The organism is Devosia honganensis, assembly GCF_042648785.1.
Taxonomy (GTDB): domain Bacteria; phylum Pseudomonadota; class Alphaproteobacteria; order Rhizobiales; family Devosiaceae; genus Devosia; species Devosia honganensis.
In genome coordinates, this window is sequence record NZ_JBHRYD010000010.1 from 245,115 (window position 1) to 265,029 (window position 19,915).

General features: G+C 68.2%; 18 protein-coding genes and 1 tRNA gene. 10 read left to right on the forward strand and 9 right to left on the reverse strand.

Features of this window, described 5'->3' with window-relative positions:
- Genes ACFOOL_RS12165 through ACFOOL_RS12180 form a run of 4 tightly spaced genes read left to right on the forward strand, consistent with a single transcriptional unit; the run spans position 1 to position 3,073 of the window.
- Positions 1-888, forward strand: coding sequence for an ABC transporter permease (locus ACFOOL_RS12165; protein ID WP_380097361.1), 888 nt, complete (start codon positions 1-3; stop codon positions 886-888).
- Positions 885-1,703, forward strand: a complete 819-nt coding sequence (locus ACFOOL_RS12170) for an ABC transporter ATP-binding protein (protein ID WP_380097362.1) — start codon at positions 885-887, stop codon at positions 1,701-1,703. Before ACFOOL_RS12165 ends, ACFOOL_RS12170 begins: the two co-directional genes overlap by 4 nt.
- Positions 1,700-2,620 (forward strand): ABC transporter ATP-binding protein, encoded by a 921-nt coding sequence (locus ACFOOL_RS12175; RefSeq protein ID WP_380097364.1) that lies wholly within the window; start codon positions 1,700-1,702, stop codon positions 2,618-2,620. Before ACFOOL_RS12170 ends, ACFOOL_RS12175 begins: the two co-directional genes overlap by 4 nt.
- Positions 2,621-2,656: 36 nt before the next feature.
- Entirely contained in the window at positions 2,657-3,073 is a 417-nt protein-coding gene (locus ACFOOL_RS12180) for a GNAT family N-acetyltransferase (RefSeq protein ID WP_380097365.1), read from the forward strand.
- A 21-nt stretch (positions 3,074-3,094) separates the two neighbouring features.
- Here ACFOOL_RS12180 and ACFOOL_RS12185 read toward each other — a convergent pair whose 3' ends face one another.
- The 6 genes from ACFOOL_RS12185 to ACFOOL_RS12210 all read right to left on the reverse strand — a co-directional run bounded on the left by ACFOOL_RS12185 (position 3,095) and on the right by ACFOOL_RS12210 (position 8,787).
- Positions 3,095-3,844, reverse strand: coding sequence for a TSUP family transporter (locus tag ACFOOL_RS12185; protein ID WP_380097367.1), 750 nt, complete (start codon positions 3,842-3,844; stop codon positions 3,095-3,097).
- Positions 3,845-3,847: 3 nt separating this feature from the next.
- Positions 3,848-5,050 (reverse strand): glycosyltransferase family 2 protein, encoded by a 1,203-nt coding sequence (locus ACFOOL_RS12190; protein WP_380097369.1) that lies wholly within the window; start codon positions 5,048-5,050, stop codon positions 3,848-3,850.
- Between the two features lie 75 nt (positions 5,051-5,125).
- Positions 5,126-5,821 carry an ATP phosphoribosyltransferase gene (gene hisG / locus ACFOOL_RS12195; protein WP_380097370.1) on the reverse strand — a complete coding sequence of 232 codons (696 nt, stop codon included), beginning with the start codon at positions 5,819-5,821 and terminating at the stop codon, positions 5,126-5,128.
- The gene (locus tag ACFOOL_RS12200) at positions 5,818-6,882 is read right to left on the reverse strand and encodes an ATP phosphoribosyltransferase regulatory subunit (protein WP_380097371.1); all 1,065 of its coding nucleotides are present in this window, start codon (positions 6,880-6,882) and stop codon (positions 5,818-5,820) included. The genes hisG and ACFOOL_RS12200 overlap by 4 nt, the downstream gene beginning before the upstream one ends.
- A gap of 129 nt (positions 6,883-7,011) precedes the next feature.
- Positions 7,012-8,433 carry a histidine--tRNA ligase gene (hisS, locus tag ACFOOL_RS12205; RefSeq protein WP_380097372.1) on the reverse strand — a complete coding sequence of 474 codons (1,422 nt, stop codon included), beginning with the start codon at positions 8,431-8,433 and terminating at the stop codon, positions 7,012-7,014.
- A 102-nt stretch (positions 8,434-8,535) separates the two neighbouring features.
- The gene (locus ACFOOL_RS12210; RefSeq protein ID WP_380097373.1) at positions 8,536-8,787 is read right to left on the reverse strand and encodes a hypothetical protein; all 252 of its coding nucleotides are present in this window, start codon (positions 8,785-8,787) and stop codon (positions 8,536-8,538) included.
- A gap of 454 nt (positions 8,788-9,241) precedes the next feature.
- Here ACFOOL_RS12210 and ACFOOL_RS12215 point away from each other — a divergent pair, with 454 nt between their 5' ends.
- On the forward strand, positions 9,242-11,077 hold the full coding sequence (locus ACFOOL_RS12215; RefSeq protein ID WP_380097374.1) for a ubiquitin-activating E1 FCCH domain-containing protein: 1,836 nt from the start codon (positions 9,242-9,244) through the stop codon (positions 11,075-11,077).
- 54 nt (positions 11,078-11,131) lie between these two features.
- On the opposite strand, the gene ACFOOL_RS12220 is transcribed toward ACFOOL_RS12215, so the two are convergent.
- The 3 genes from ACFOOL_RS12220 to ACFOOL_RS12230 all read right to left on the reverse strand — a co-directional run bounded on the left by ACFOOL_RS12220 (position 11,132) and on the right by ACFOOL_RS12230 (position 11,916).
- Entirely contained in the window at positions 11,132-11,410 is a 279-nt protein-coding gene (locus ACFOOL_RS12220; protein WP_380097375.1) for a helix-turn-helix domain-containing protein, read from the reverse strand.
- On the reverse strand, positions 11,407-11,730 hold the full coding sequence (locus ACFOOL_RS12225) for a type II toxin-antitoxin system RelE/ParE family toxin (protein ID WP_380097492.1): 324 nt from the start codon (positions 11,728-11,730) through the stop codon (positions 11,407-11,409). The genes ACFOOL_RS12220 and ACFOOL_RS12225 overlap by 4 nt, the downstream gene beginning before the upstream one ends.
- A 109-nt stretch (positions 11,731-11,839) precedes the next feature.
- Positions 11,840-11,916: transfer RNA gene (locus ACFOOL_RS12230), tRNA-His, on the reverse strand.
- 317 nt (positions 11,917-12,233) lie between these two features.
- Between ACFOOL_RS12230 and ACFOOL_RS12235 the strand changes: the two genes are divergently transcribed.
- The 5 genes from ACFOOL_RS12235 (at position 12,234) to ACFOOL_RS12255 (ending at position 19,802) form a co-directional block, all read left to right on the forward strand.
- Positions 12,234-14,591 (forward strand): sensor histidine kinase, encoded by a 2,358-nt coding sequence (locus tag ACFOOL_RS12235; protein ID WP_380097376.1) that lies wholly within the window; start codon positions 12,234-12,236, stop codon positions 14,589-14,591.
- A gap of 96 nt (positions 14,592-14,687) precedes the next feature.
- A complete protein-coding gene (locus ACFOOL_RS12240; protein WP_380097377.1) occupies positions 14,688-16,160 on the forward strand; it encodes an ABC transporter substrate-binding protein in 1,473 nt (490 codons plus the stop codon).
- A 171-nt stretch (positions 16,161-16,331) separates the two neighbouring features.
- Positions 16,332-17,279, forward strand: coding sequence for an ABC transporter permease (locus ACFOOL_RS12245; protein ID WP_380097380.1), 948 nt, complete (start codon positions 16,332-16,334; stop codon positions 17,277-17,279).
- Positions 17,279-18,124 (forward strand): ABC transporter permease, encoded by an 846-nt coding sequence (locus ACFOOL_RS12250; protein WP_380097381.1) that lies wholly within the window; start codon positions 17,279-17,281, stop codon positions 18,122-18,124. The genes ACFOOL_RS12245 and ACFOOL_RS12250 overlap by 1 nt, the downstream gene beginning before the upstream one ends.
- The gene (locus ACFOOL_RS12255) at positions 18,111-19,802 is read left to right on the forward strand and encodes a dipeptide ABC transporter ATP-binding protein (RefSeq protein ID WP_380097382.1); all 1,692 of its coding nucleotides are present in this window, start codon (positions 18,111-18,113) and stop codon (positions 19,800-19,802) included. Before ACFOOL_RS12250 ends, ACFOOL_RS12255 begins: the two co-directional genes overlap by 14 nt.
- The last annotated feature ends 113 nt before the right edge of the window (positions 19,803-19,915 follow it).

Below are 19,915 nucleotides of genomic sequence, written 5' to 3' on the forward strand. Positions count from 1 at the left end.
ATGAAACTGCTCCGCCAGCTCCTGCACAACAAGAAGGCCGTCATCGGCCTGGCCATCCTCACCATCATCGTGCTCGTGGCCGTCTTCGCGCCGCTGCTGACCGAGTATAGCCCGGTCCGCCGCGTCGGCCGCCCGCACCAGCCGCCCTCATGGGACCACTGGCTGGGCACTACCCGGCTCGGCCACGACGTCTTTTCCCGCCTCGTCCACGGCGCCCGCGTCTCGCTGGCCGTCGGGTTCGGCGCCGGCCTGCTCATCACCGTCATCGGCACCATTCTGGGGATCGTCGCCGGCTACAAGGGCGGCGTCGTCGACGAGGTCATCAACTTCTTCACCAATATGGTGCTGGTCATCCCCAACCTGCCGCTGCTGCTGGTCCTGGCCGCCTTTATCGGCCAGGCGAGCCCGCTGGTCATCGCCATCATCCTGGGCTTCACCTCCTGGGCCTGGGGCGTGCGTGTCACCCGCTCCGAGACGCTCTCCATCCGCCAGCGCGACTATGTCAAATCCGCCGAAATGCTGGGCGAGCCGGGCTGGCGCATCATGGCCTTCGAGATTTTCCCCAATCTGGTTTCCATCGTCGGCATCAACTTCATCGGCTCGGTCATCTTCGCGGTGATCGCCGAGGCGACGCTGGAATTCCTTGGCCTGGGCGATCCCAATACCGTCTCCTGGGGCATCATGCTCTACAATGCCCAGAATGCCTCCGCCCTCTCGGTCGGGGCCTGGTGGGACCTGCTGGCGCCCTGCTTCGCCCTGGCGCTGCTCGGGCTGGGGCTGGCGCTCATCAATTTCGCCATCGACGAGATCGCCAATCCGCGCCTCCGGACCGGGGGCATGCTGGCCCGCTGGGTCGGCATGGTTCGCCTCGGGGAGGGCAAACTGTGACCGATCCCGTCCTGTCCATCCGCAATCTCAACATCGACTATATCGGCGCCGAAACAGACTTCCACGCCGTCAGGAACGTCAGCTTCGAGATCGCACAAGGCGAGCTTTTCGGCCTTGCCGGGGAATCGGGCTGCGGCAAGAGCACCATCGCCTTCGCGGTCAGCCGGCTGCATCGCCCGCCGGCGCTCATTCGCAAGGGCAGCCAGATCCTGGTCGGCGGCCGTGACGTGCTCGCGCTCGACGAAGACGAATTGCGCCGCTTCCGCTGGAGCGAGGTCGCCATGGTGTTCCAGAGCGCCATGAATTCGCTCAATCCCGTGCTCACCATCGAGACCCAGTTCTACGACGTGCTGCGCACCCATCGCGGCATGTCCCGCGCCGCCGCGCGCGAGCGGGCCGCCGAATTGCTCGAACTGGTCGATATTTCCCCCGACCGGCTCTTTTCCTACCCGCATCAATGCTCGGGCGGCATGCGCCAGCGCATCGTCATCGCCATCTGCCTGGCGCTCGATCCCAGGCTGCTGATCATGGACGAGCCCACCACCGCGCTCGACGTCGTGGTGCAGCGCGAGATTCTCCAGCGCATCGACGTGCTGCGCCGGCGATTGGGCTTTTCGGTGCTGTTCATCACCCATGACCTGAGCCTCATGGTCCAGGTCAGCGATCGCATCGGCATCATGCTCGAAGGCGAACTGGTCGAAGTGGACGACGCCCGGACCATCTACCGCTCGCCCCGGCACGACTATACCCGCCGCCTCTGGGCCTCGATGCCGAAGCTGCACGGCGCCCGGATCGGCCAGGAGCAGCGGCCATGACCCAGGGCAACGCTTCGGCGCCGATCCTCGCCCTCGACAAGGTCTCGAAGATCTTCGGCAGCGCCGACAATCCCGTCTATGCCGCCCGCGACGTGTCCTTCGCCCTCCATTCCGGCCGCACCCTGGCCCTGGTGGGGGAATCGGGCTCCGGCAAGACCACCGCCGCCCGCCTCATCATGCGCGAATACGTGCCCGACCGGGGACGATTGCTGTTCCGGGGCGCCCCGCTCGGCAATGCCGACCGCACGGCCCTCAAGAGCTATCGCTCCTCGGTGCAGATGGTGTTCCAGGACCCGTTCTCGTCCCTCAACCCGGCCCATACCATCCACTATCATCTCGACCGGCCGCTGCGCCTGCATCAGCGCGCGCTGAGCGGCGCCCGGCGCAGGGCAGCAATTGACGAATTGCTGGCCCGGGTGAAGCTCGATCCCGCCCTGGTCGCCCCGAAATTTCCGCACGAGCTTTCGGGCGGCCAGCGCCAGCGCATTTCCATCGCCCGGGCCCTGGCGGTCAATCCCGAGGTCATCGTCGCCGACGAGCCCACCTCCATGCTCGACGTTTCGGTGCGCCTGGGCATTCTCAACCTGCTCAACGACATGAAGGCGCAGCTCGGCCTCGCCCTGCTCTACATCACCCACGACATCGCCACGGCCCGCTATGTCGCCGAAGACATCATGGTCATGTATGCCGGCCAGATCGTCGAATGGGGCGAGATGGAAAGCGTATTGGGCAATCCCCAGCATCCCTATACCCGCCTGCTGCTCTCGGCGGTGCCCGATCCCGACCGGCGCTTCTCCGATACCCGCTTTGACGACGAATTGAGCCGCGTCGAGCTCATCCGCCGTCAATCCGCCCTGCCGCAATCCGATATCCGGCAGGTGGCGCAGAACCACTTCATCCGGCCGATGCTGCAATAGAACCGCCCGCCGCCATCCGTCGCTCGATATCTGCCAATGGAACACATCACGCTCACCGCCAGTCCGACGCCCGAGGAACTCGCCGCCATCGGCGACAATCTCGCGCGCTTCAACGAGGCCGATGTCGGTCCGGCCGGCCGGCTGCCGCTGGCGGTGCTGCTGCGCGACGAGGCCGGCGCCATCGTCGGCGGCCTTTCGGGCTACACCGCCTGGGGCTGGCTCTATGTGCAGTGGCTGTGGCTGGCCGAGAGCCGGCGCGGCGGCGGCCGGGCCGGCAAATTGCTGGCCGAGGCCGAGGCCGAAGCCCGTCGCCGCCAATGCCACGGCGCCTATATCGACACCTTCAACCCCACCGCGCTGAAGGTCTATCAGCGTGCCGGCTATGTCACCTTCGGCGCGCTCCCCGATTTCCCCAGGGGGCGCACCCGGACGTTTCTGCAGAAGGCCTTATAGCGCGGGCGCGCCGCCCTGCCCTTACGGGAAAAGCAGCAGTTTCAGCGCCAGGGCGATGGAGACCAGCACCACCAGCGGGCGGATGACGCGGGCGCCGTAGCGGATGCCGGTGCGGGCGCCCACATAGCCGCCGACGATCTGGCCCAGCGCCATGACCAGCGCCACCGGCCACACCACCTGGCCCTGCGGGATGAAGACCGCCAGCGCCGCGAGGTTGGACACGAGGTTGAGCGCCTTGGTGCTGCCGGTGGCGCGGGTCAGCCCCAACCCGAACAGCAGCACGAAGCCGATGGTGAAGAACGAGCCGGTGCCGGGGCCGAAAATGCCGTCGTAAAAGCCGATAGCGAAGCCCATCAGGGGCACGAGCGGGCCGAAGGGCAGACGCGCCGCGCGGTCGGCGTCGGACAGCCTGGGGGCGAACAGGAAATAGAGCGCGATGGCGATGAGCGCCACGGGCACGGCGACGTCGAGCAGGGAGGTGTCGAGCCGGCTGACCGTCAGCGCACCCAGCAGGCTTCCCGCAAAGGTGAGCGCCGCCGCCGCCACGAGGCGGTGCAGATCGATGAAGCCGCGCCGCCAATAGGTGATAGCGGCCATCAGGGTCCCCACGATGCTCTGCATCTTGTTGGTGCCCAGCGCCGCCACCGGCGGCAATCCGGCCGCCAGCAGCGCCGGCACCGTGATCATGCCCCCGCCCCCGGCGATGGCGTCGATGAAGCCGGCCAGCAGGCCCACGCCCATCAGGGCGAGCAGCAGCAGGGGATCGAGCATGGGTCAGGCCTCGCCGGTCCGGCGGTCCGGCGCCGGGTCGGAGACGCGGCGCTCCTGGATCGGGATATTGATCATGGAGGACATGAAGCCGCTCATCATCAACTGGAAGCCGGTGACCAGCGCGGTCATGGCCAGGACCACGGCGCGCAGGGTGGCGGTGGAGGTGAGCGCGCCGAAATCGCGCCGCGCCCATTCCCACAACCCCCAGCCCAGCGCCGCCAGCCCCAGCGCCATCAGCCCCAGCGCCGCCAGCAGCACGCGTTCCAGCGTCAGCGCCTCGAGCAGCAGGTCGTGCGAGCCGGAACGGGGAATGAAGCCGTAGCGCGAGGCGAAGCGCCGCCCGATGATGGCGAAGGCGATGGACTGCACGCCCATGATGACGCAGAGCGCGGCCACGATGAAGGTATGGGTGCTGAACACCACCGGCCCGATGCGCACCGGCCCGGCGGCCAGCGCCGCGCCCACCGCCAGCCCGCCCCCGAGCAGGACCAGCCCCGGATAGAGGAACAGCCAGCGCGGGGAGAACAGCAACAGGAAGCGCAGATGCCGCCAGCCGTCGCGGAAGGAGCGCAGATGGGGCGCGCGCGAGCGGCCGTCGCGCTGCAGCATCGTGGGCACCTGGCGGATGTCGAGCTGGCCGAGACTGGCCTTGACCACCATTTCGGAGGCGAATTCCATGCCGGTGGTGCGCAGGTTCAGCCCCTCTATGGCGGCGCGCGAAAAGCCGCGCAGCCCGCAATGGAAGTCGCGGATGGGGGTGCGGAAGAACAGCCGGCCCAGAAAGCTCAGCACCGGATTGCCGATATAGCGGTGGTGCCAGGGCATGGCGCCCGGCGCGATGCCGCCGGCAAACCGGTCGCCCATCACCAGGTCGGCGCCGTCGCGCAGCTCCTTCACGAAGGCGTCCAGACCGGCGAAATCATAGCTGTCGTCGGCATCGCCCATGATGACGAAGCGGCCCCGCGCCGCGGCGATGCCGGCCGCGAGGGCGGCGCCATAACCGCGCTGCTCGACCTCGATGAGGCGGGCGCCATGCGCCACGGCGATGGCCTGCGAGCCGTCGGTGGAGCCATTGTCGGCCACCAGCACCTCGCCTTCAATGCCGGTGCGGGCGAGAAAGCCGCGCGCCTTGCCGACGCAGGCGGCCAGCGTCTCCGCCTCGTCGAGGCAGGGCATCACAATGGTCAGTTCAAGCGTTCCGGTCACGCCCGCCCCCCGCCGCAGGTTCCGCGAGTTGTGCCGTGATTTGGGCAGTCTGGCAATGGCGGCGGCGCCGGCCGCCTATTGCTGCAGCCGCTTCAGAAAATCCTCGAGCAGCGCCCGGCGGTCCTCGTCCCAATCGGCGGTCCTCGAGACGACGAGATTGGCTTCGCTTTCGAGCATGACGCCGTCCTCCAGCACCCGCAACCCGTTGGCGGCGAGCGTCGAGCCGGTGGAGGTGATGTCGACCACGATATCGGCGACGCCCGAGGCCGGGGCGGCCTCGGTGGCGCCCAGGCTCTCCACGATCCGGTATCCGGCGATGCCGGCGCGGGCGAAATGCCGGCGGGTGATGGTGACGTATTTGGTGGCGATACGCAGCCAGCGGCCGTGGCGGACCCGGAAATCGGCGGCCACATCGGCCAGGTCGTGCATATGGGTGACGTCGATCCAGGCATCGGGCACCGCCACCACCACGTCGGCATGGCCGAAATCGAGGCTGCGGGCGAAGTCCACCGCGTTGGGGCCGGTCTCGCTGGTCTCGTGGATGAGGTCGCGGCCGGTGACCCCGACATGGATATTGCCGCGAATGAGCTCGCGGGCGATCTCCGAGGCGGGGAAGAAGCGCACCGTCACCCCGGGCATCTGCTCCATCGTGCCCAGATAGGAGCGCGCCCCGCCCGGCCGGCCGATGGCGAGGCCCCGCGCGGCGAACCAGTCGCGCGTCAGTTCTTCCAGGCGCCCCTTGGAGGGCACGGCGAGGACGATGCCTTTCATTTCGGCCACTCCGCTTCGAGCCGGTCGACCCAGAGCGCGCAGCCCGAGGCGGCGATGGGCGCGGTGGCGCCCAGCCGTTCGAGCAGGCGGTCATATTGCCCGCCCGAGGCCAGCACCGTGTCGCCCTGTCCGCGCATCTCGAAGACGATGCCGGTATAATAATCGAGACGCGGCGAGAAGCTGGCGTCGAAGCCGACGCGGGCCTCGCCCAGCCCTTCCAGATGCCGGCGGATGGTGCGCAGGGGCGCGCCGAGGAACAGCCGGTGTCTTTCGCCCAGCGCCTCGATCTGCCGCAGGGCCGAGAGCGCGTCCCCCCTGATCGCCAGATAGTCGCGCAGCAGGCGCAGCGTCGCCGGCGGCACCTGGGCGGCGTCCAGCGCCTGCTGCTCCAAATAGCGCTCGGCGATTTCGGCGGGGCCGCGGCCGTCCGACAGGCTGAGGCCAGCCGAGACCATGCGGGCGGTGACGTCCTCGACCAGTTCGGCGCGGCCGGGCTGTTCGCTGCGCGGCCGCTCCGGCGCGCTTTCCAGCCGCGCCAGCAGCCGGTCCATGGCCTCGGGATGGCCGAAACGATGGCGGATGCGCGGCCGCCAGGCATCGGGCATGTCGAGCTGGGCCAGCAGAGCTTCGAACAGGCCCACCCCTCCCAGCCGCACCTCCGGGGCAACGCCATAGAGCGAAAGCGCGGCGCGGGCGAAGGTCAGCACCTGATCGAGCGCGATATCGCCATCGGGCTGGGCCAGCAGTTCGATGCCGGCCTGGTCGAATTCGGCCGGCCCGGTCTCGCGCTGGCGGAAGATCGGCCCCAGATAGGAAAAGGCCGCCGGCCGGCCGGCGCCATTGGCGATATAGTCGGAGACGATGGGCAGGGTGAAATCAGGCCGCAGGCAATATTCGGCGCCGGTGGCGTCGGTGGTCAGCAAGAGCCGGCGGCCGAACTCCTCGCCGGCGAGATCGAAATAGGGATCGGCCGGCAGCAGCAGCGGCGGCGTCGCCCGAAACCCGCCCTGGGCCTCGACCAGCGCCTCCAATTGCGTCCGGCGATAGGCGGGGTTGGTCATTGCAGTGCGCCTCCAATCATCACCGCGTCATTCCCGCGAAAGCGGGAATCTCTGTTCCTGCCAAAACGGAGGTCCCCGCTTTCGCGGGGACGACATCGTGGAGGGAGGGAAGAACGGTTACCGGCCATATCAGCCCTGCTCGCCCAGCAATTGCTGGATGGCACTGACCAGCTCTTGGCGCTTGACCTCGAACTGGCCCGGCCTTGCGGCCTTCCATTCGGCGTTGTCGGTGATCGCCTGGGCGGCCTGCTTGCCGGCGACGAGGTCCTTGACCTGGACGATGCCCTGCTCGCGCTCCTGGCTGCCCTCGATGATGACGGCGGGGGAATTGCGCTTGTCGGCATAGGCGAGCTGCTTGCCGAAATTCTTGGTGGAGCCGAGGAACATCTCCGCCCTGATGCCGGCCTGGCGCAATTCGGCGACCATGGCCTGGTAGGAGGCGGTCCGGTCCCTGTCCATCACCAGCACCACGACCGGGCCGGCCGGCTCCTCCGCGCCCAGATTGCCGGTGAGCTTGAGCGCATTGGCCAGCCGCGAGACGCCGATGGAAAAGCCGGTGGCCGGCACCGGCTCGCGGCGGAAGCGCGACACCAGCCCGTCATAGCGGCCCCCGCCGCCGACCGAGCCGAACACCACGTCCTGGCCCTTTTCGTTCTGCACCTTGAAGGTCAGCTCGATCTCGAAGACCGGGCCGGTATAATATTCGAGCCCGCGCACCACCGAGGGGTCGATCCTGATGCGGTCGGGGCCATAGCCGGCGGCGTCGAACAGGGCCTGCATGGCCGCGAGTTCGGCGATGCCCGCATTGTCGGCGGGCGGCTTGCCCCCGACATAGTCGAGCACCACCCCGGCCTGCGCCTCGCTGAGCCCCGCGCCCCTGGTGAAATCGCCGCTCTCGTCCTTGCGGCCGGCGCCGAGCAGCAGCCGGACGCCTTCGATGCCGAACTTGTCGAGCTTGTCGACGGCGCGCAGCACCGTCAGCTTCTGCTCCTCGCCGGCGACGCCGGCGGCCTCCAGCACCCCGTCCAGCACCTTGCGGTTGTTGACCCGCACCACATATTTTCCGGCCAGGCCCAGCGCATCCATGACATCGGCCATCATCATGCACATTTCCGCGTCCGCCTCGGGGCCGGCCGCGCCCACCGTATCGGCGTCGAACTGCATGAACTGGCGGAAGCGGCCCGGACCGGGCTTTTCGTTGCGGAACACATAGCCGGCCCGATAGGAGCGATAGGGCTTGGGCAAGGCCTCGAAATTCTCGGCGAAATAGCGGGCGAGGGGCGCGGTCAGGTCGTAGCGCAGGCTCAGCCACTGTTCGTCATCGTCCTGCAGGGAGAACACGCCCGCATTGGGCCGGTCGGTATCGGGCAGGAATTTGCCCAGCGCCTCGGTATATTCGAACAGCGGCGTTTCCACCGGATCGAAGCCGTAACGCTCGTAAACCTGCCTTATCTTGCCGATCATGGCGTCGACGGCGGCGATCTCGCCGGGCGAGCGGTCCTCGAAGCCGCGCGGCAGGCGGGGCGTGATGAGCTTGATTTTTTCAGTCATTTTCGAGCCTTGGAAAGTGGTGCCGTTCCTAGACGATTGCCCCCGAGGAGACAACAGCGGTTGATCCGGGGGCGGCCGGGGGACCCCGGCCGCCATCGCGGTTCATCGCCTGCCCCGCTCGGGCGGATGCAACCGCCAGGGATCGGCGATGCGGGGATGGGGCGAGGCGGGCGGCAGGCCCACATCCTCGCGCAGATAGGCGGGAAGATCGACATAGCGCGGCGGGCGCTGCACCCACCAGGCCCGCACGGCCGTCGCGATGACGGGCAGCAGGCCCCGGTGCCGCACGGCATCGGCAATGGAAAATTCGAGACGCAGCACCACGCTGCGCCCGTCAAGGGCGTTCGAAGACATTGCTGTTCCCGGCAGGCGGGGAGCCTGTCGGCCTCTGGAATGGGACGGGAAACGGAAGCCGGACACAATCGGGTCCGGCTTTGGCGGTTTCAGGTACTGGGCAGGATGGTCGGCGGGCCGGACGGCGGCCGGACACTCATCGGCGGAACGTCAGCGATGGTTCCGATGATGGCATTTCGGCCTTGGACGGCGGAACGTCGATACGGTCATGAACGCCTCCCTCGGCTGGCTTTGCGAACCCGCACCAGATAGCTCACGAAGGCGTGATCCGCAAGCCAATATGTGGCAGCTTGTCGCAGCATCAGCCCCGATGTTGCTCGGATGCAACGATAGCGGTTTGCGGCTTCTTTACCGACCCATGCAAGTTATTACCGACAGGGTTGCGCTTTCCTAAGGACTTTCGCGCAGATTGACGCGTGCGCCGCGCGGTGGCGCCTCCAGGGGGTTGGCTCGCATGTCTCGTTTTGCCCGGCTGTTGCGGCGGTTTGCCAGCGATGAGAGCGGCGTCTTCGCGGTGCTGTTCGGCCTGATGGCCATCGTCCTGATCGCGCTGGGCGGCGCGGTGGTGGACTATGTATCGCTCGAGCAGACGCGGCAGCGGGCGCAGATCGCCATGGACGCCGCCGTTCTCGCCCTGCAGCCCGAGATCAATTTGTCCGGGGTGAGCCGGGAATCCATCCTCGAGCGCGCCCAGGCCATGGTGCTGGAGCGGATCGGCCCCAATGTCACCGAGGCCATGGTCGATCGCATCGAGATGAATCCCGACGAGGGGCGGCTGTTCCTCGGGGGGCGCTTCACCGTGCCCACGGCCTTCGTGCGGCTGGTGGGCGTCAACGAACTGGGCGCCGCCTTCAGCTCCGAGGCGATGCGCGGGTCGGTCGACCTCGAGGTCGCGGTGGCGCTGGACGTGACCGGATCGATGAGCAGCCAGAACATCCGGGACCTCAAGGCCTCGGTCCTCGACCTCGTCGACACCATCGTGCAGGACGTGCAGGAGCCCAATTATTCCAAGGTCGCGCTGGTGCCCTATGCGCAGGCGGTCAACGCCGGCTCTTATGCCGAGGCGCTGCGCGGCCCCATCCGCGGGCCCAAGGCCATCAACAGCATCACCCTGTGGGCCGAAACCGCGATCCGCAATATCAGCGCTGTGGAGACGCCTCGCAACGGCCCCGTCACCATAACCTCCAACGGGCACAATTACCGGGACGGCGACTGGATCTTCATCTGGGGCGTGAGCGGCACCACCCAGTTGAACGGCCGCGCCTATCAGGTGACGGCCCGCAGCAATAACAGTTTCCAATTGCGCGACCAGAGGGGCAACGACTACAGCACTTATCGCCGGGACGGGAAAATGCGCAAATGCAGCGCGGCCGGTTGCCAGTTGCAGGTCACCTCCAACGGCCACGGCTACGCCGTCAACGATTGGGTGCACATCACCCAGGTGGAGGGCATGACCGGGGTGAACAACGTCACCTATCAGGTCACCAGCCGCACGGCCAATACGCTGACCCTGTCCGGCCTGCCCACCGATGGCGTGGGCAGCTACCGCAACAATACCGGCCAGTTGCACTGCACCGAGGAGGGCTGCGACTATTTCCGCTTCCCCAACCGCGCCGGCGGCTCGACCACCTTCCCGGTAACCACTTGCGTCACCGAGCGGGAGCTCACCCCCTATGACCTGCCGCCCAGCAGCGGCTATGTGGGCCGCAGCTATGCCGGCTCGGGCAATCCCTGCCTCTCCGGCTCGATGGCCATGGTGCCGCTGACGGCGAATAAATCCGCTCTGAGCACCACCATCAATGCCCTCTCGGCCGGTGGCTCGACGTCGGGCAGCCTGGGCATATTGTGGAGCTGGTACGCGCTGTCGCCCAATTTCGGCTATGTCTGGCCGGTCGAGAGCCGGCCGGCGCCCTATAATGGCGAGCACCTGCTCAAGGCGGCCATCATCATGACCGATGGCGAGTTCAACACCGTCCACTGCCGGGGCGTGGTGGCGCGCAATTCCACCAGCGGCAGCGGCGGGACCGGCGACCAGATCAATTGCGACGCCCCCAACGGCAATCCCTATCCGCAGGCCGAGGCCTATTGCGACGCCATGAAGGCGCGGGATGTCGGCATCGTGGTCTATACGGTGGGCTTCAACCTCACCGCGGGCAGCTCGGCGGCGAACATGCTCGACTATTGCGCCAGCAGCCCCGACAATGCCTATCTGGCCAGCGACGGCACCCAGCTGCGCGACGCCTTCCGTCAGATCGCCCGCAACATCTCCGCCCTGCGGTTGACGCGGTAGGCTTCTTGGGGGAGGGGAGCGAAAGGCACCGAGTCCGCGCGATGATGAAAGGCTTTATTGCGGCACCAGCTCGATATGCAGGCGTGAGCCGGTGGCATCGGCATAGCGTTTCAGCGTGGAGAGCGACGGGGATACGCCGCCGCCTTCGAGGCGAGCGATGGCCGATTGGGTAGTGCCGATCCGCCTGGCCAATTCGGCCTGCGAGAGCTTCGCCTTGGCGCGGGCCAGAACCAGAGCTTCGATCAGCGCGAACTCGGCATCGGCCTTCTCGTACTCGGCCTTGAACTCGGGGTTGTCCATCAGGCGCTTCTTGAGGTCGGCAATTTTGGTCATGGGGTAACCTGTCTCATTCGTTCGCGGGCGATATCGAGGGCATTGCGCGGTGTCTTGCGGGATTTCTTGACAAATACGTGGAGGATCACCACCCGGCGTCCGGTCACCGTTACATAGAGACCTCGCGCGATCCCTTCCGCCGCCTTGGCGCGCAGCTCCCACATCTTGCCCTCGACGTGCCTGACATGGGGCTCCCGCAACTGGTCCAGACCGACCCTCTCCACCATCTCCATCAGGCGCAGCAGCCTCGCCTGCAAAGCGGGCGGCAAGGCCTCGATTTCGGCATCGACGACGGAAAGGGTTTCAACCGTCCATTCCATGAGCAAAATATAGCGTATCCGCTATAATTGTCAATGACAGAGACAAGCCACGCGAAAACACGGGCTCTTAATAGGCATGAGAAATGTCCAGCAATTCCAACGGAAAAGATGGTACCGCCTCTCCGGATTGAACGGAGGACCTCTAGATCCACAATCTAGCGCTCTAACCAACTGAGCTAAGGCGGCACGTCTGTTGCGGGCGCGGCGTGGAGCGGCACCCGGAAGCGGGCGGAACATAGGGCGAGATTCCCGCCATGACAAGCACCGATTTCGGGCTGTGGACAGGGCGCCGCGCCGCTCCCGCCGCCGGCCGGATTCGCGCGCCGCGTGACCAATCCTTAGGGAAAGCCACTTAACCATCGGGGGCGAAGGTGTCGGAAGGCGCGGCCGGCGAGGCTGGATTCGCCCGATCCGGCACTATATTGAAGAACGCTTAAGCACGCTCGCACGTTTGTGCCGATATGGCACAGGCCGGTGAGCCGCGACGCTATCGAAAGCCGCCCATGGACGAGCGCTGGAACACATTGCCGAATGCGCGCCGCGTGCTGCGGCACGAAGACGACCCGCGCCCCGCCTGGCTGTGGTCGCAGGACGGCCAGCGCCTCATCTGGTCCAATGAGGCGGCGGGGCTGTTCCTCGCCCGCATCAAGAAGCACGGGCTGAAACGGGCGGCGCCCGCGGTGCCGATCAAGGGCCAGGTGGCCCGCATCGTCCGGCTCGGCTCGGCAGGCCGCACCAGCCTGGCGCGCATCCGCTTCCTTGCCGGCGAGAAGCCGGTTTCGGCCACCTGCGCCACCACGCCCCTGGCCTGGGAGAATGGCGAGCCGGCCCTGCTGATCGTGGGCGTCGATCCGGTGGACGAGGCGATTTTCGCGGCGGCGCGGCAGCAGGCGTCACGGCAGACGGAAGCCGAGACGGCGGCGGACGAGGCCCCGCAGGCCGGGCAGTGGCAGGTGCCGCTGGCCCCGCCCGACAATGCCTATGCGCGCGAATTGCGCGACTGGCAGGAGAGCGACGCCGAGACCGCCTATGAGCCTCCGGTAGAGCCGGTCGAGCCGGAGCCGGACGCCCCCTCGCGACGGCTCAGCGATCTGGTCGACCGGCTCGCCGCCGACGAGGCGCTCTATGCTCCGCTGACCGAGAAAGACGATTTGGCGCCCTCCGGCCCGGTGGAGATCGAAAACCCCGCCCCCCTGCTCTACCGGATCACCGGAAGCGGCTTTTCGCCCCTGGCGGCAGCGCCCGAAACGGTCGCCGCAGCGGAGCCGGCGGCGGCGGACCAGCCCGATCCGGAGACGGTGGAGCGGGTTTCGCGCTATAATTTCGACGAGCTGTCGCGCATCCTCACCGACCGGGTGGGCGAGCGCGGCCAGCCAAGGCCGCCCGCGGAGACTGCCGCCCCGGCCCCGCCGCCCGCCCCGGCCGGCTCCGGATCGGGCTCGGGCGCGCTCATCAATCTGGGCGGCGAGACGCTGGTGCTCAACCGTCTGCCCTTGGGCATATTGGTGTTCCGCGACCAGCAGATTCTCTTCGCCAATCGCGCCATCACCGAAATGGTGGGCTATGACAGCGTCGAGAATTTGCGCCTTGCCGGGCTGGCGGCGGTGTTTCCCGCCATTGGCGGGGAAGGCCAGGAGGCCGGGCCGGTCAACCATCTGGTGCAGCGCGACGGCACGCTGGTGCCGGTGACGGCGCGGCTGCAATCCATTTCCTGGCAGGGCCGCCCGGCCCTGATGCTGTCGGCCAGCACCACCGAGGTGCGCACCGGCCACGAGGAGGCGGTGCGCGCCTTCGCCCGCGGCTTCGCCGAATTGCGCGGCGACGGCTTTTTCGAGACCAATCGCGCCGGCGTGGTCGGCGAGGCCAGCCCTGCCGCCACCGCGCTGCTGCAGGAAGGCAAGCCCCTGGCGGGCCGCCCCCTTTCCTCCCTGGTGCGGGAGGATGACGGACCTCCCCTGCGCTCCTTTCTCGAGCGCCCGGCCCGCTTCGCCGAAACGGCGCGGCCCTGCCTGTCGCTGCGCTCGGCCGACGGGCGATCCGACATATCGCTGTTCGCGCTGGGCCAGGCGGGGGTGATCTCGGGCTATTTCGGCCTGGTGCGGGCGCGCGCCCCGGCGCGCCTCGCCGCGCCCGCCGACATCGATCCGGCGCTGCTGGCGCGGATCGGGCGCGGCATCCGCCGGCCCCTCAACACCATTGTGGGCTTTTCCGACCTCATCCGCTCGCAGGCCTTCGGGGCGCTGGGCAATGAGCGCTATGAGGGCTATGCCGAGGACATTTCCCGCGCCGGGCAGGAGATCGCCGCGCTGGTCGACGAGCTGGAGGATTATGCGCGGCTGCGCGACGGGCGCTACCTGCCCCAGCGCGCCAGCCTCGATCTCACCAGCCTGTTGGAAAGCTGCGTGGTGCGCATCCGCGACCAGGCCAATGCGGCCCGCGTCATCGTGCGCAACGCCATTTCCCAGACCCTGCCCCGCGTCACCGCCGACCGCGCCTCGCTCGCTCAGGCGGTGCTGAACCTTCTGGCCAGCGCCATCGACCAGACCCCCACCGGCGGCGCCGTGGTGATTTCGGCACAGCGGCACGAGGATGGCGGCATCGCCATATTGGTGCGCGACGGCTCCGCCCATGCGGTGGACATGGCCGAGCGCTTCGTGGTCTTCCGCGACGGGGTGGACCGCAGCGGGCAATTGCTGGCGCCGGTGCGCTCCAGCGTCGGGCTGGCGCTGACCCGCTCGCTGCTGGCGGTCAATGCCGTCTCGCTCTCGGTCGATCCGGCCGGGGCCGAGGGCATGCTGTTCACGCTGCGGATCCCGCCCGATCTGGTCGAGGACGAGGCGGCGGCGCGCGACGCCGAATAGCAGCTATCGCGGAATTGGCGGGTGCGCCCGCGCCCGGCTTTGCTATATCTGGAGCCGGGGGCGGCCCTCGCCCCGGTTGAGGAGACGGCGATGAGCATGAACAAGTCCCTGATGCTGGCTGCGGCCGGCCTGCTGCTGGCCACCGGGGCGGCGCTGGCGCAGCCCAGCGAAATCCGCATCGGGGTGGCGCTGGAGCCGCCGGCGCTCGACCCCACCGCCGGGGCCGCCGAAGCCATCGACGTGGTGGTTTACCAGAACGTCTTCGAAGGCCTCACCAGCATCGACCGGACCGGCGCGGTGCAGCCGGGCCTCGCCTCGGAGTGGACCATTTCCGAAGACGGGCTCACCTACAGCTTCACCCTGAGGGACGGCGTCACCTTCCATGACGGCACCGGCTTCGACGCCGAGGACGTGAAATTCACCTTCGAGCGCCTTCTGGCCGAGGACAGCGTCAACGCGCAAAAACCGCTCTACGAGCCCATCGCAGCGGTCACCGTCATCGATCCGTTGCAGGTCGAATTCACCCTGTCGCGGCCGGACGGGCTGTTCCTGTTCAATCTGGGGCGGGGCGACGCGGTGATCGTGGCGCCCGAAAGCGCCGCCAACAATGCCAGCGAACCCATCGGCACCGGCCCCTTCGCCTTCGTGCAATGGGATCGCGGCAGCCGCGTGGTGCTGGAGCAATACGGCCCCTATTGGGGCGAGAAGCCGGCGCTGACCAGGGCCACCTACCGCTTCATCTCCGACACCGCCACCATGACCAATGCGCTGCTGGCCGGCGATATCGACGGCACCAATAATTTCGCCCCCGAGGCGCTGGCGGTGTTCGAGGGCAATGCGCAGTTCAAGATTCTCGTCGGCTCGACCGAGGGCGAGACGATCCTGGCCACCAACAACCGCAAGGAACCCTTCACCGAGCTCAAGGTGCGCCAGGCCATGGCCCATGCGCTGGACCGCGCCGAGATCATCGAGGGCGCCACCTATGGCTATGGCGTGCCCATCGGCACCCATTTCGCCCCACACCATCCCTATTATCTCGACCTCACCGGCACCTATCCGCACGACGAGGAAAAGGCCCGGGCGCTGCTGGCCGAGGCCGGCCATCCGGACGGGTTCGCCGCGACGCTCAAACTGCCTCCCGTGGCCTATGCGCGGCTTTCGGGCCAGATCATCGCCAGCCAGTTCGCCCGGGTCGGCATCAGGCTCGAGCTGATCAACATGGAATGGGCGCAATGGCTCGAGGACGTCTTTGCCAACAAGGATTTCGACCTCACCATCATCGCCCATGTCGAGCCCTTCGATATTGGCATCTACGCCGACCCCGACTACTACTTCGGCTACGACAATCCGGAAGTTCAGGCCCTTAACGAGACGCTCAATGCCACGACGGACGAGGCCGAACGCAAGCGCCTGGCGCAGCAGATCGAGACCATCATCGCCCACGACGCGGTCAACGGCTACCTGTTCGAGCTGCCCCAGACCGGCGTATGGAACGCCCGGCTCGAGGGCATGTGGCAGGACGCCCCCATCGAAGGCGTGGTGCTGCGCGACATCCACTGGGTGGATTGAGGGGGAGCGTCGTGTCGCGCCACCTGACGGGGGTGTCAGGACTGCGCCCTCCCCGCCCGTCACCACCCGGCTTGTCCGGGTGGTCCATGGGCCCTGCGCGGCATGGATTGCCGGGACGCGCCCGGCAATGACGACAGGCGGGAGATTTGGGTTGCGCCCGGAGCCCCATCCGTGACCCTTTACATCCTCCGCCGCGTGCTCGGTTTCGCCGCCACCCTGCTCATCGCGGCGGCGGTGATCTTCGTGCTGCTCGACCTGCTGCCCGGCGATCCGGCGCGGTTCATCCTGGGCATCAATGCCAGCGAGGCGAGCGTTGCGGCGCTGCGGGCGCAGATGGGGCTGGATGCGCCGGCGCATGAGCGGTTCCTCCGCTGGATCGGGGACATGCTGCGGGGCGATTTCGGGCTTTCCCATACCCAGCACCTGCCGGTGGCGGCGCTGATCGCCGAGCGGCTGGCGGTGACCCTGCCGCTGACGCTGATCGCCATGGCACTCTCGGTCGCGGTAGGCCTGCCCATCGGCATCCTCGCCGCCCGCCGGCGCGGCAAGGCGACCGACACGGCGCTGATGGTGCTGGCCCAGACCGGCATCGCCATTCCCAATTTCTGGTTCGGCATGCTGCTCACCCTGGTATTCGCCGTCGGGCTGCGCTGGCTGCCCACCGGCGGCTTCACCCCCTGGCACGAAGATGGCTGGGCGGCGCTGCGCGGGCTCGTCCTGCCGGGCGTGGCGCTGGCCCTGCCGCAGGCCTCCATCCTCGCCCGGGTGATGCGCACCGCGCTGGTCGACGTCACCGGGCAGGATTTCATCCGCACCGCCCGCGCCAAGGGCATGACCATGGACGAGGCGCTGTGGCGCCATGGCGTGCGCAATGCGCTGCTGCCGGTGCTGACCATTCTGGGGCTGCAATTCGCCTTCCTGGTCGCCGGCACCATCATCGTCGAGAACGTCTTCTACCTGCCGGGGCTGGGGCGGCTGATCTTCACCGCCATATCCGAGCGCGACCTGGTGCTGGTGCGCAGCGCCACCGTGGTGCTGGTGCTGGCCGTCAGCGCCACCATGCTGGTGGTGGATCTGTGCTATGCGCTGGTCGATCCGCGCCTGCGGGGGCGGGCCTGATGATCCGGCGCTTCCTCTCCCATCCCAGCCTCGTCATCGGCCTTGCCGCCGCTGCCGCCTTCGCGCTGATCGGCCTCGTCTCGCTGGTATGGACGCCCTACCCCATCGCCGACATCGCCATTGCGCGGCGGTTCCTGGGGCCGACCGCCGGTCACTGGCTGGGCACCGACCATCTGGGACGCGACATGGCCTCGCTGGTCATGAGCGGCACGCTGACCAGTTTCTTCGTCGCCGTCATGGGCGTCGTCATCGGGGTCGGGGCCGGCGTGCCGCTGGGGCTGGCCGCCGCCAGCCGCGGCGGGGCGGTGGAATGGCTGGTGCTGCGCTTTTCCGACCTGGCCTTCGCCTTTCCCTCGGTGGTGATCGCCATCCTCATCACCACGCTGGTGGGGCCGGGCGAGCTCAACGCCATCGTCGCCATCGGCATTTTCAACATTCCGGTGTTCGCGCGGGTGGCGCGCGGCGGGGCGCTGGCCATCGCCACGCAGGATTACGTCGCCGCCGCCCGGCTGGCGGGCCTCGGGCCCGGCGCCATCGCGCTGCGGCACCTGCTGCCCAATATCATGAGCCTCATCATCGTCCAGGGCACCATCCAGCTCTCGCTCGGCATTCTCGCCGAGGCGGGGCTGTCCTATATCGGGCTGGGCACGCAGCCCCCGGCCACCAGCCTGGGGCTGATGCTGCGCGACGCGCAGAGCCTGTTTCTCATCCATCCCTGGCTCAGCCTCGTGCCGGGCCTTGCCATCGTCGCCATCGTCATCGCGCTCAACCTGGCCGGCGACGGCCTGCGCGACGCGCTCGATCCGCGCCTCAGGCGGGAGGGGCTGGGCCATGGCGCTGGTTGATATCGACGGCCTCGCCATCGCCTTTGGCGGCGTTGCGGCGGTGTCGGGCCTCACCCTTGCCATCGAGCGCGGCGAGCGCTTCGGCCTCATCGGGGAAAGCGGCTCGGGCAAGTCGCTGACGGCGCTGGCCATTGCGGGCCTGCTGCCCGACAACGCCCATTCCTCCGGCACCATATGCTTCGACGGTGCCCCCCTGCCCGCCAGCGAACAGGCCATGGCGCGATTGCGCGGGCGGCGCATCGGCATGGTGTTTCAGGAGCCGATGACGGCGCTCAATCCGCTGATGACGATCGGCGGGCAGATCGGGGAGGCGATGCGGCTGGCCGAGCCCGGCGCGTCCGCCGAATTGCCGGCGCTGCTCGGGGAAGTCGGGCTCGAGCCGGCTCATGCCGGGCGCTATCCACATCAATTGTCGGGCGGGCAGCGGCAAAGGGCGATGATCGCCATGGCGCTGGCCGGCCATCCCGAACTGATGATCGCCGACGAGCCGACCTCGGCGCTCGACGTCATCACCCAGCGCATGGTGCTCGACCTCATCGCCGAAATCTGCGCCCGCCGGCGGATGACGCTGCTGTTCATCAGCCACGATATCAGGGCGGTGGCGGCGCTGTGCACCCGCATCGGTGTCATGCAGGCCGGCCGGCTGGTGGAAACCGGCGCCACGAAAACCCTCATCGCCGCCCCGCGCCAGCCCTATACGCGCCGCCTGCTCGCCGCCAGCCGCATACGGAGCCGGCGCGCAGCGCCGTTGCAGCCCGCGCCTCCGCCCGCGCTCGACGTCGCGGATGAAGCCGGAGGCCTCGCCCCTTCGCCTCCCTCCCCCTTGAGGGGAGGGAACGAGGGTGGGGGTTCGGGACGATCCGCAGATCCGATCGCCTCGCCGGGGGCGTCGATGGCACATCCGCCCCTGCTCGAGGTGGAGAACGTCACCCGCGACTACTCCCAGGGCGGGTTCTTCTCCCGCCGGCCGAAGCTGCGCGCCGTCGATGCGGTCAGCTTCGCCATCGGCGTGGGCGAATGCGTCGCCCTGGTCGGCCCCTCGGGCTGCGGCAAGTCCACCCTGGCGCGGCTCATCGTCGGGCTCGACAGCGCCAGCGCCGGGCGGATGCGGCTCGAGGGCAGGCAATATCGCGGCCGGGACCTGGCCCCATTGCAGCGCGCCAGCCTGTCGCTGGTGTTCCAGGACCCGTTCGGCAGTTTCGATCCGCGCATGACCATCGCCGCCTCGCTGGGCGAGCCGCTGCGCCTGCTCGGTCCCATGGGCCGCGCCGGGCACGAGGCGCGCCTCGCCGCCGCCATCGCCGAAGTGGGGCTCGACCCGGCGATGCTGGGGCGCTATCCGCACGAATTTTCCGGCGGCCAGCGCCAGCGCCTCGCCATCGCCCGCGCCATGGTCACCCGCCCGCGCCTGCTGGTGCTGGACGAGCCGGTATCGGCGCTCGACGTCTCGGTGCGCGGCGAGGTGCTCGACCTGCTTGCCCGGCTGCGGCAGGAACACGGCCTCACCTTCCTCATCATCAGCCACGATCTCGACATGGTCGCGGCCATGGCCGACCGCGTCATGGTGATGGACGCCGGCCGCATCGTCGAGACCGGCACCCCCGAAACCCTCTTCGCCCACCCCCGGCACCCCCTCACCCGCGCCCTCATGCAAGCCCGCCTGCCCGATATCGGGTGATGGCGCCACCGGCGCCCAGGAGCTTCCACGACGGCTGGAGGCTTTCATGTTGTGACGGAAGCGGCGACCGGCGCTCCCTCCCCCTTGAGGGGAGGGTTGGGGAGGGGGTGGAT

Coding starts and splice junctions, on each gene's coding strand:
- ACFOOL_RS12180 (WP_380097365.1), top strand. CDS start 2,657: ATGGAACACATCACGCTCACCGCCAGTCCGACGCCCGAGGAACTCGCC.
- hisG (WP_380097370.1), bottom strand. CDS start 5,821: ATGAAAGGCATCGTCCTCGCCGTGCCCTCCAAGGGGCGCCTGGAAGAA.
- ACFOOL_RS12225 (WP_380097492.1), bottom strand. CDS start 11,730: ATGGAATGGACGGTTGAAACCCTTTCCGTCGTCGATGCCGAAATCGAG.
- ACFOOL_RS12175 (WP_380097364.1), top strand. CDS start 1,700: ATGACCCAGGGCAACGCTTCGGCGCCGATCCTCGCCCTCGACAAGGTC.
- ACFOOL_RS12255 (WP_380097382.1), top strand. CDS start 18,111: ATGGCGCTGGTTGATATCGACGGCCTCGCCATCGCCTTTGGCGGCGTT.
- hisS (WP_380097372.1), bottom strand. CDS start 8,433: ATGACTGAAAAAATCAAGCTCATCACGCCCCGCCTGCCGCGCGGCTTC.
- ACFOOL_RS12210 (WP_380097373.1), bottom strand. CDS start 8,787: ATGTCTTCGAACGCCCTTGACGGGCGCAGCGTGGTGCTGCGTCTCGAA.
- ACFOOL_RS12165 (WP_380097361.1), top strand. CDS start 1: ATGAAACTGCTCCGCCAGCTCCTGCACAACAAGAAGGCCGTCATCGGC.
- ACFOOL_RS12250 (WP_380097381.1), top strand. CDS start 17,279: ATGATCCGGCGCTTCCTCTCCCATCCCAGCCTCGTCATCGGCCTTGCC.
- ACFOOL_RS12215 (WP_380097374.1), top strand. CDS start 9,242: ATGTCTCGTTTTGCCCGGCTGTTGCGGCGGTTTGCCAGCGATGAGAGC.
- ACFOOL_RS12240 (WP_380097377.1), top strand. CDS start 14,688: ATGAACAAGTCCCTGATGCTGGCTGCGGCCGGCCTGCTGCTGGCCACC.
- ACFOOL_RS12200 (WP_380097371.1), bottom strand. CDS start 6,882: ATGACCAACCCCGCCTATCGCCGGACGCAATTGGAGGCGCTGGTCGAG.
- ACFOOL_RS12185 (WP_380097367.1), bottom strand. CDS start 3,844: ATGCTCGATCCCCTGCTGCTGCTCGCCCTGATGGGCGTGGGCCTGCTG.
- ACFOOL_RS12220 (WP_380097375.1), bottom strand. CDS start 11,410: ATGACCAAAATTGCCGACCTCAAGAAGCGCCTGATGGACAACCCCGAG.
- ACFOOL_RS12235 (WP_380097376.1), top strand. CDS start 12,234: ATGGACGAGCGCTGGAACACATTGCCGAATGCGCGCCGCGTGCTGCGG.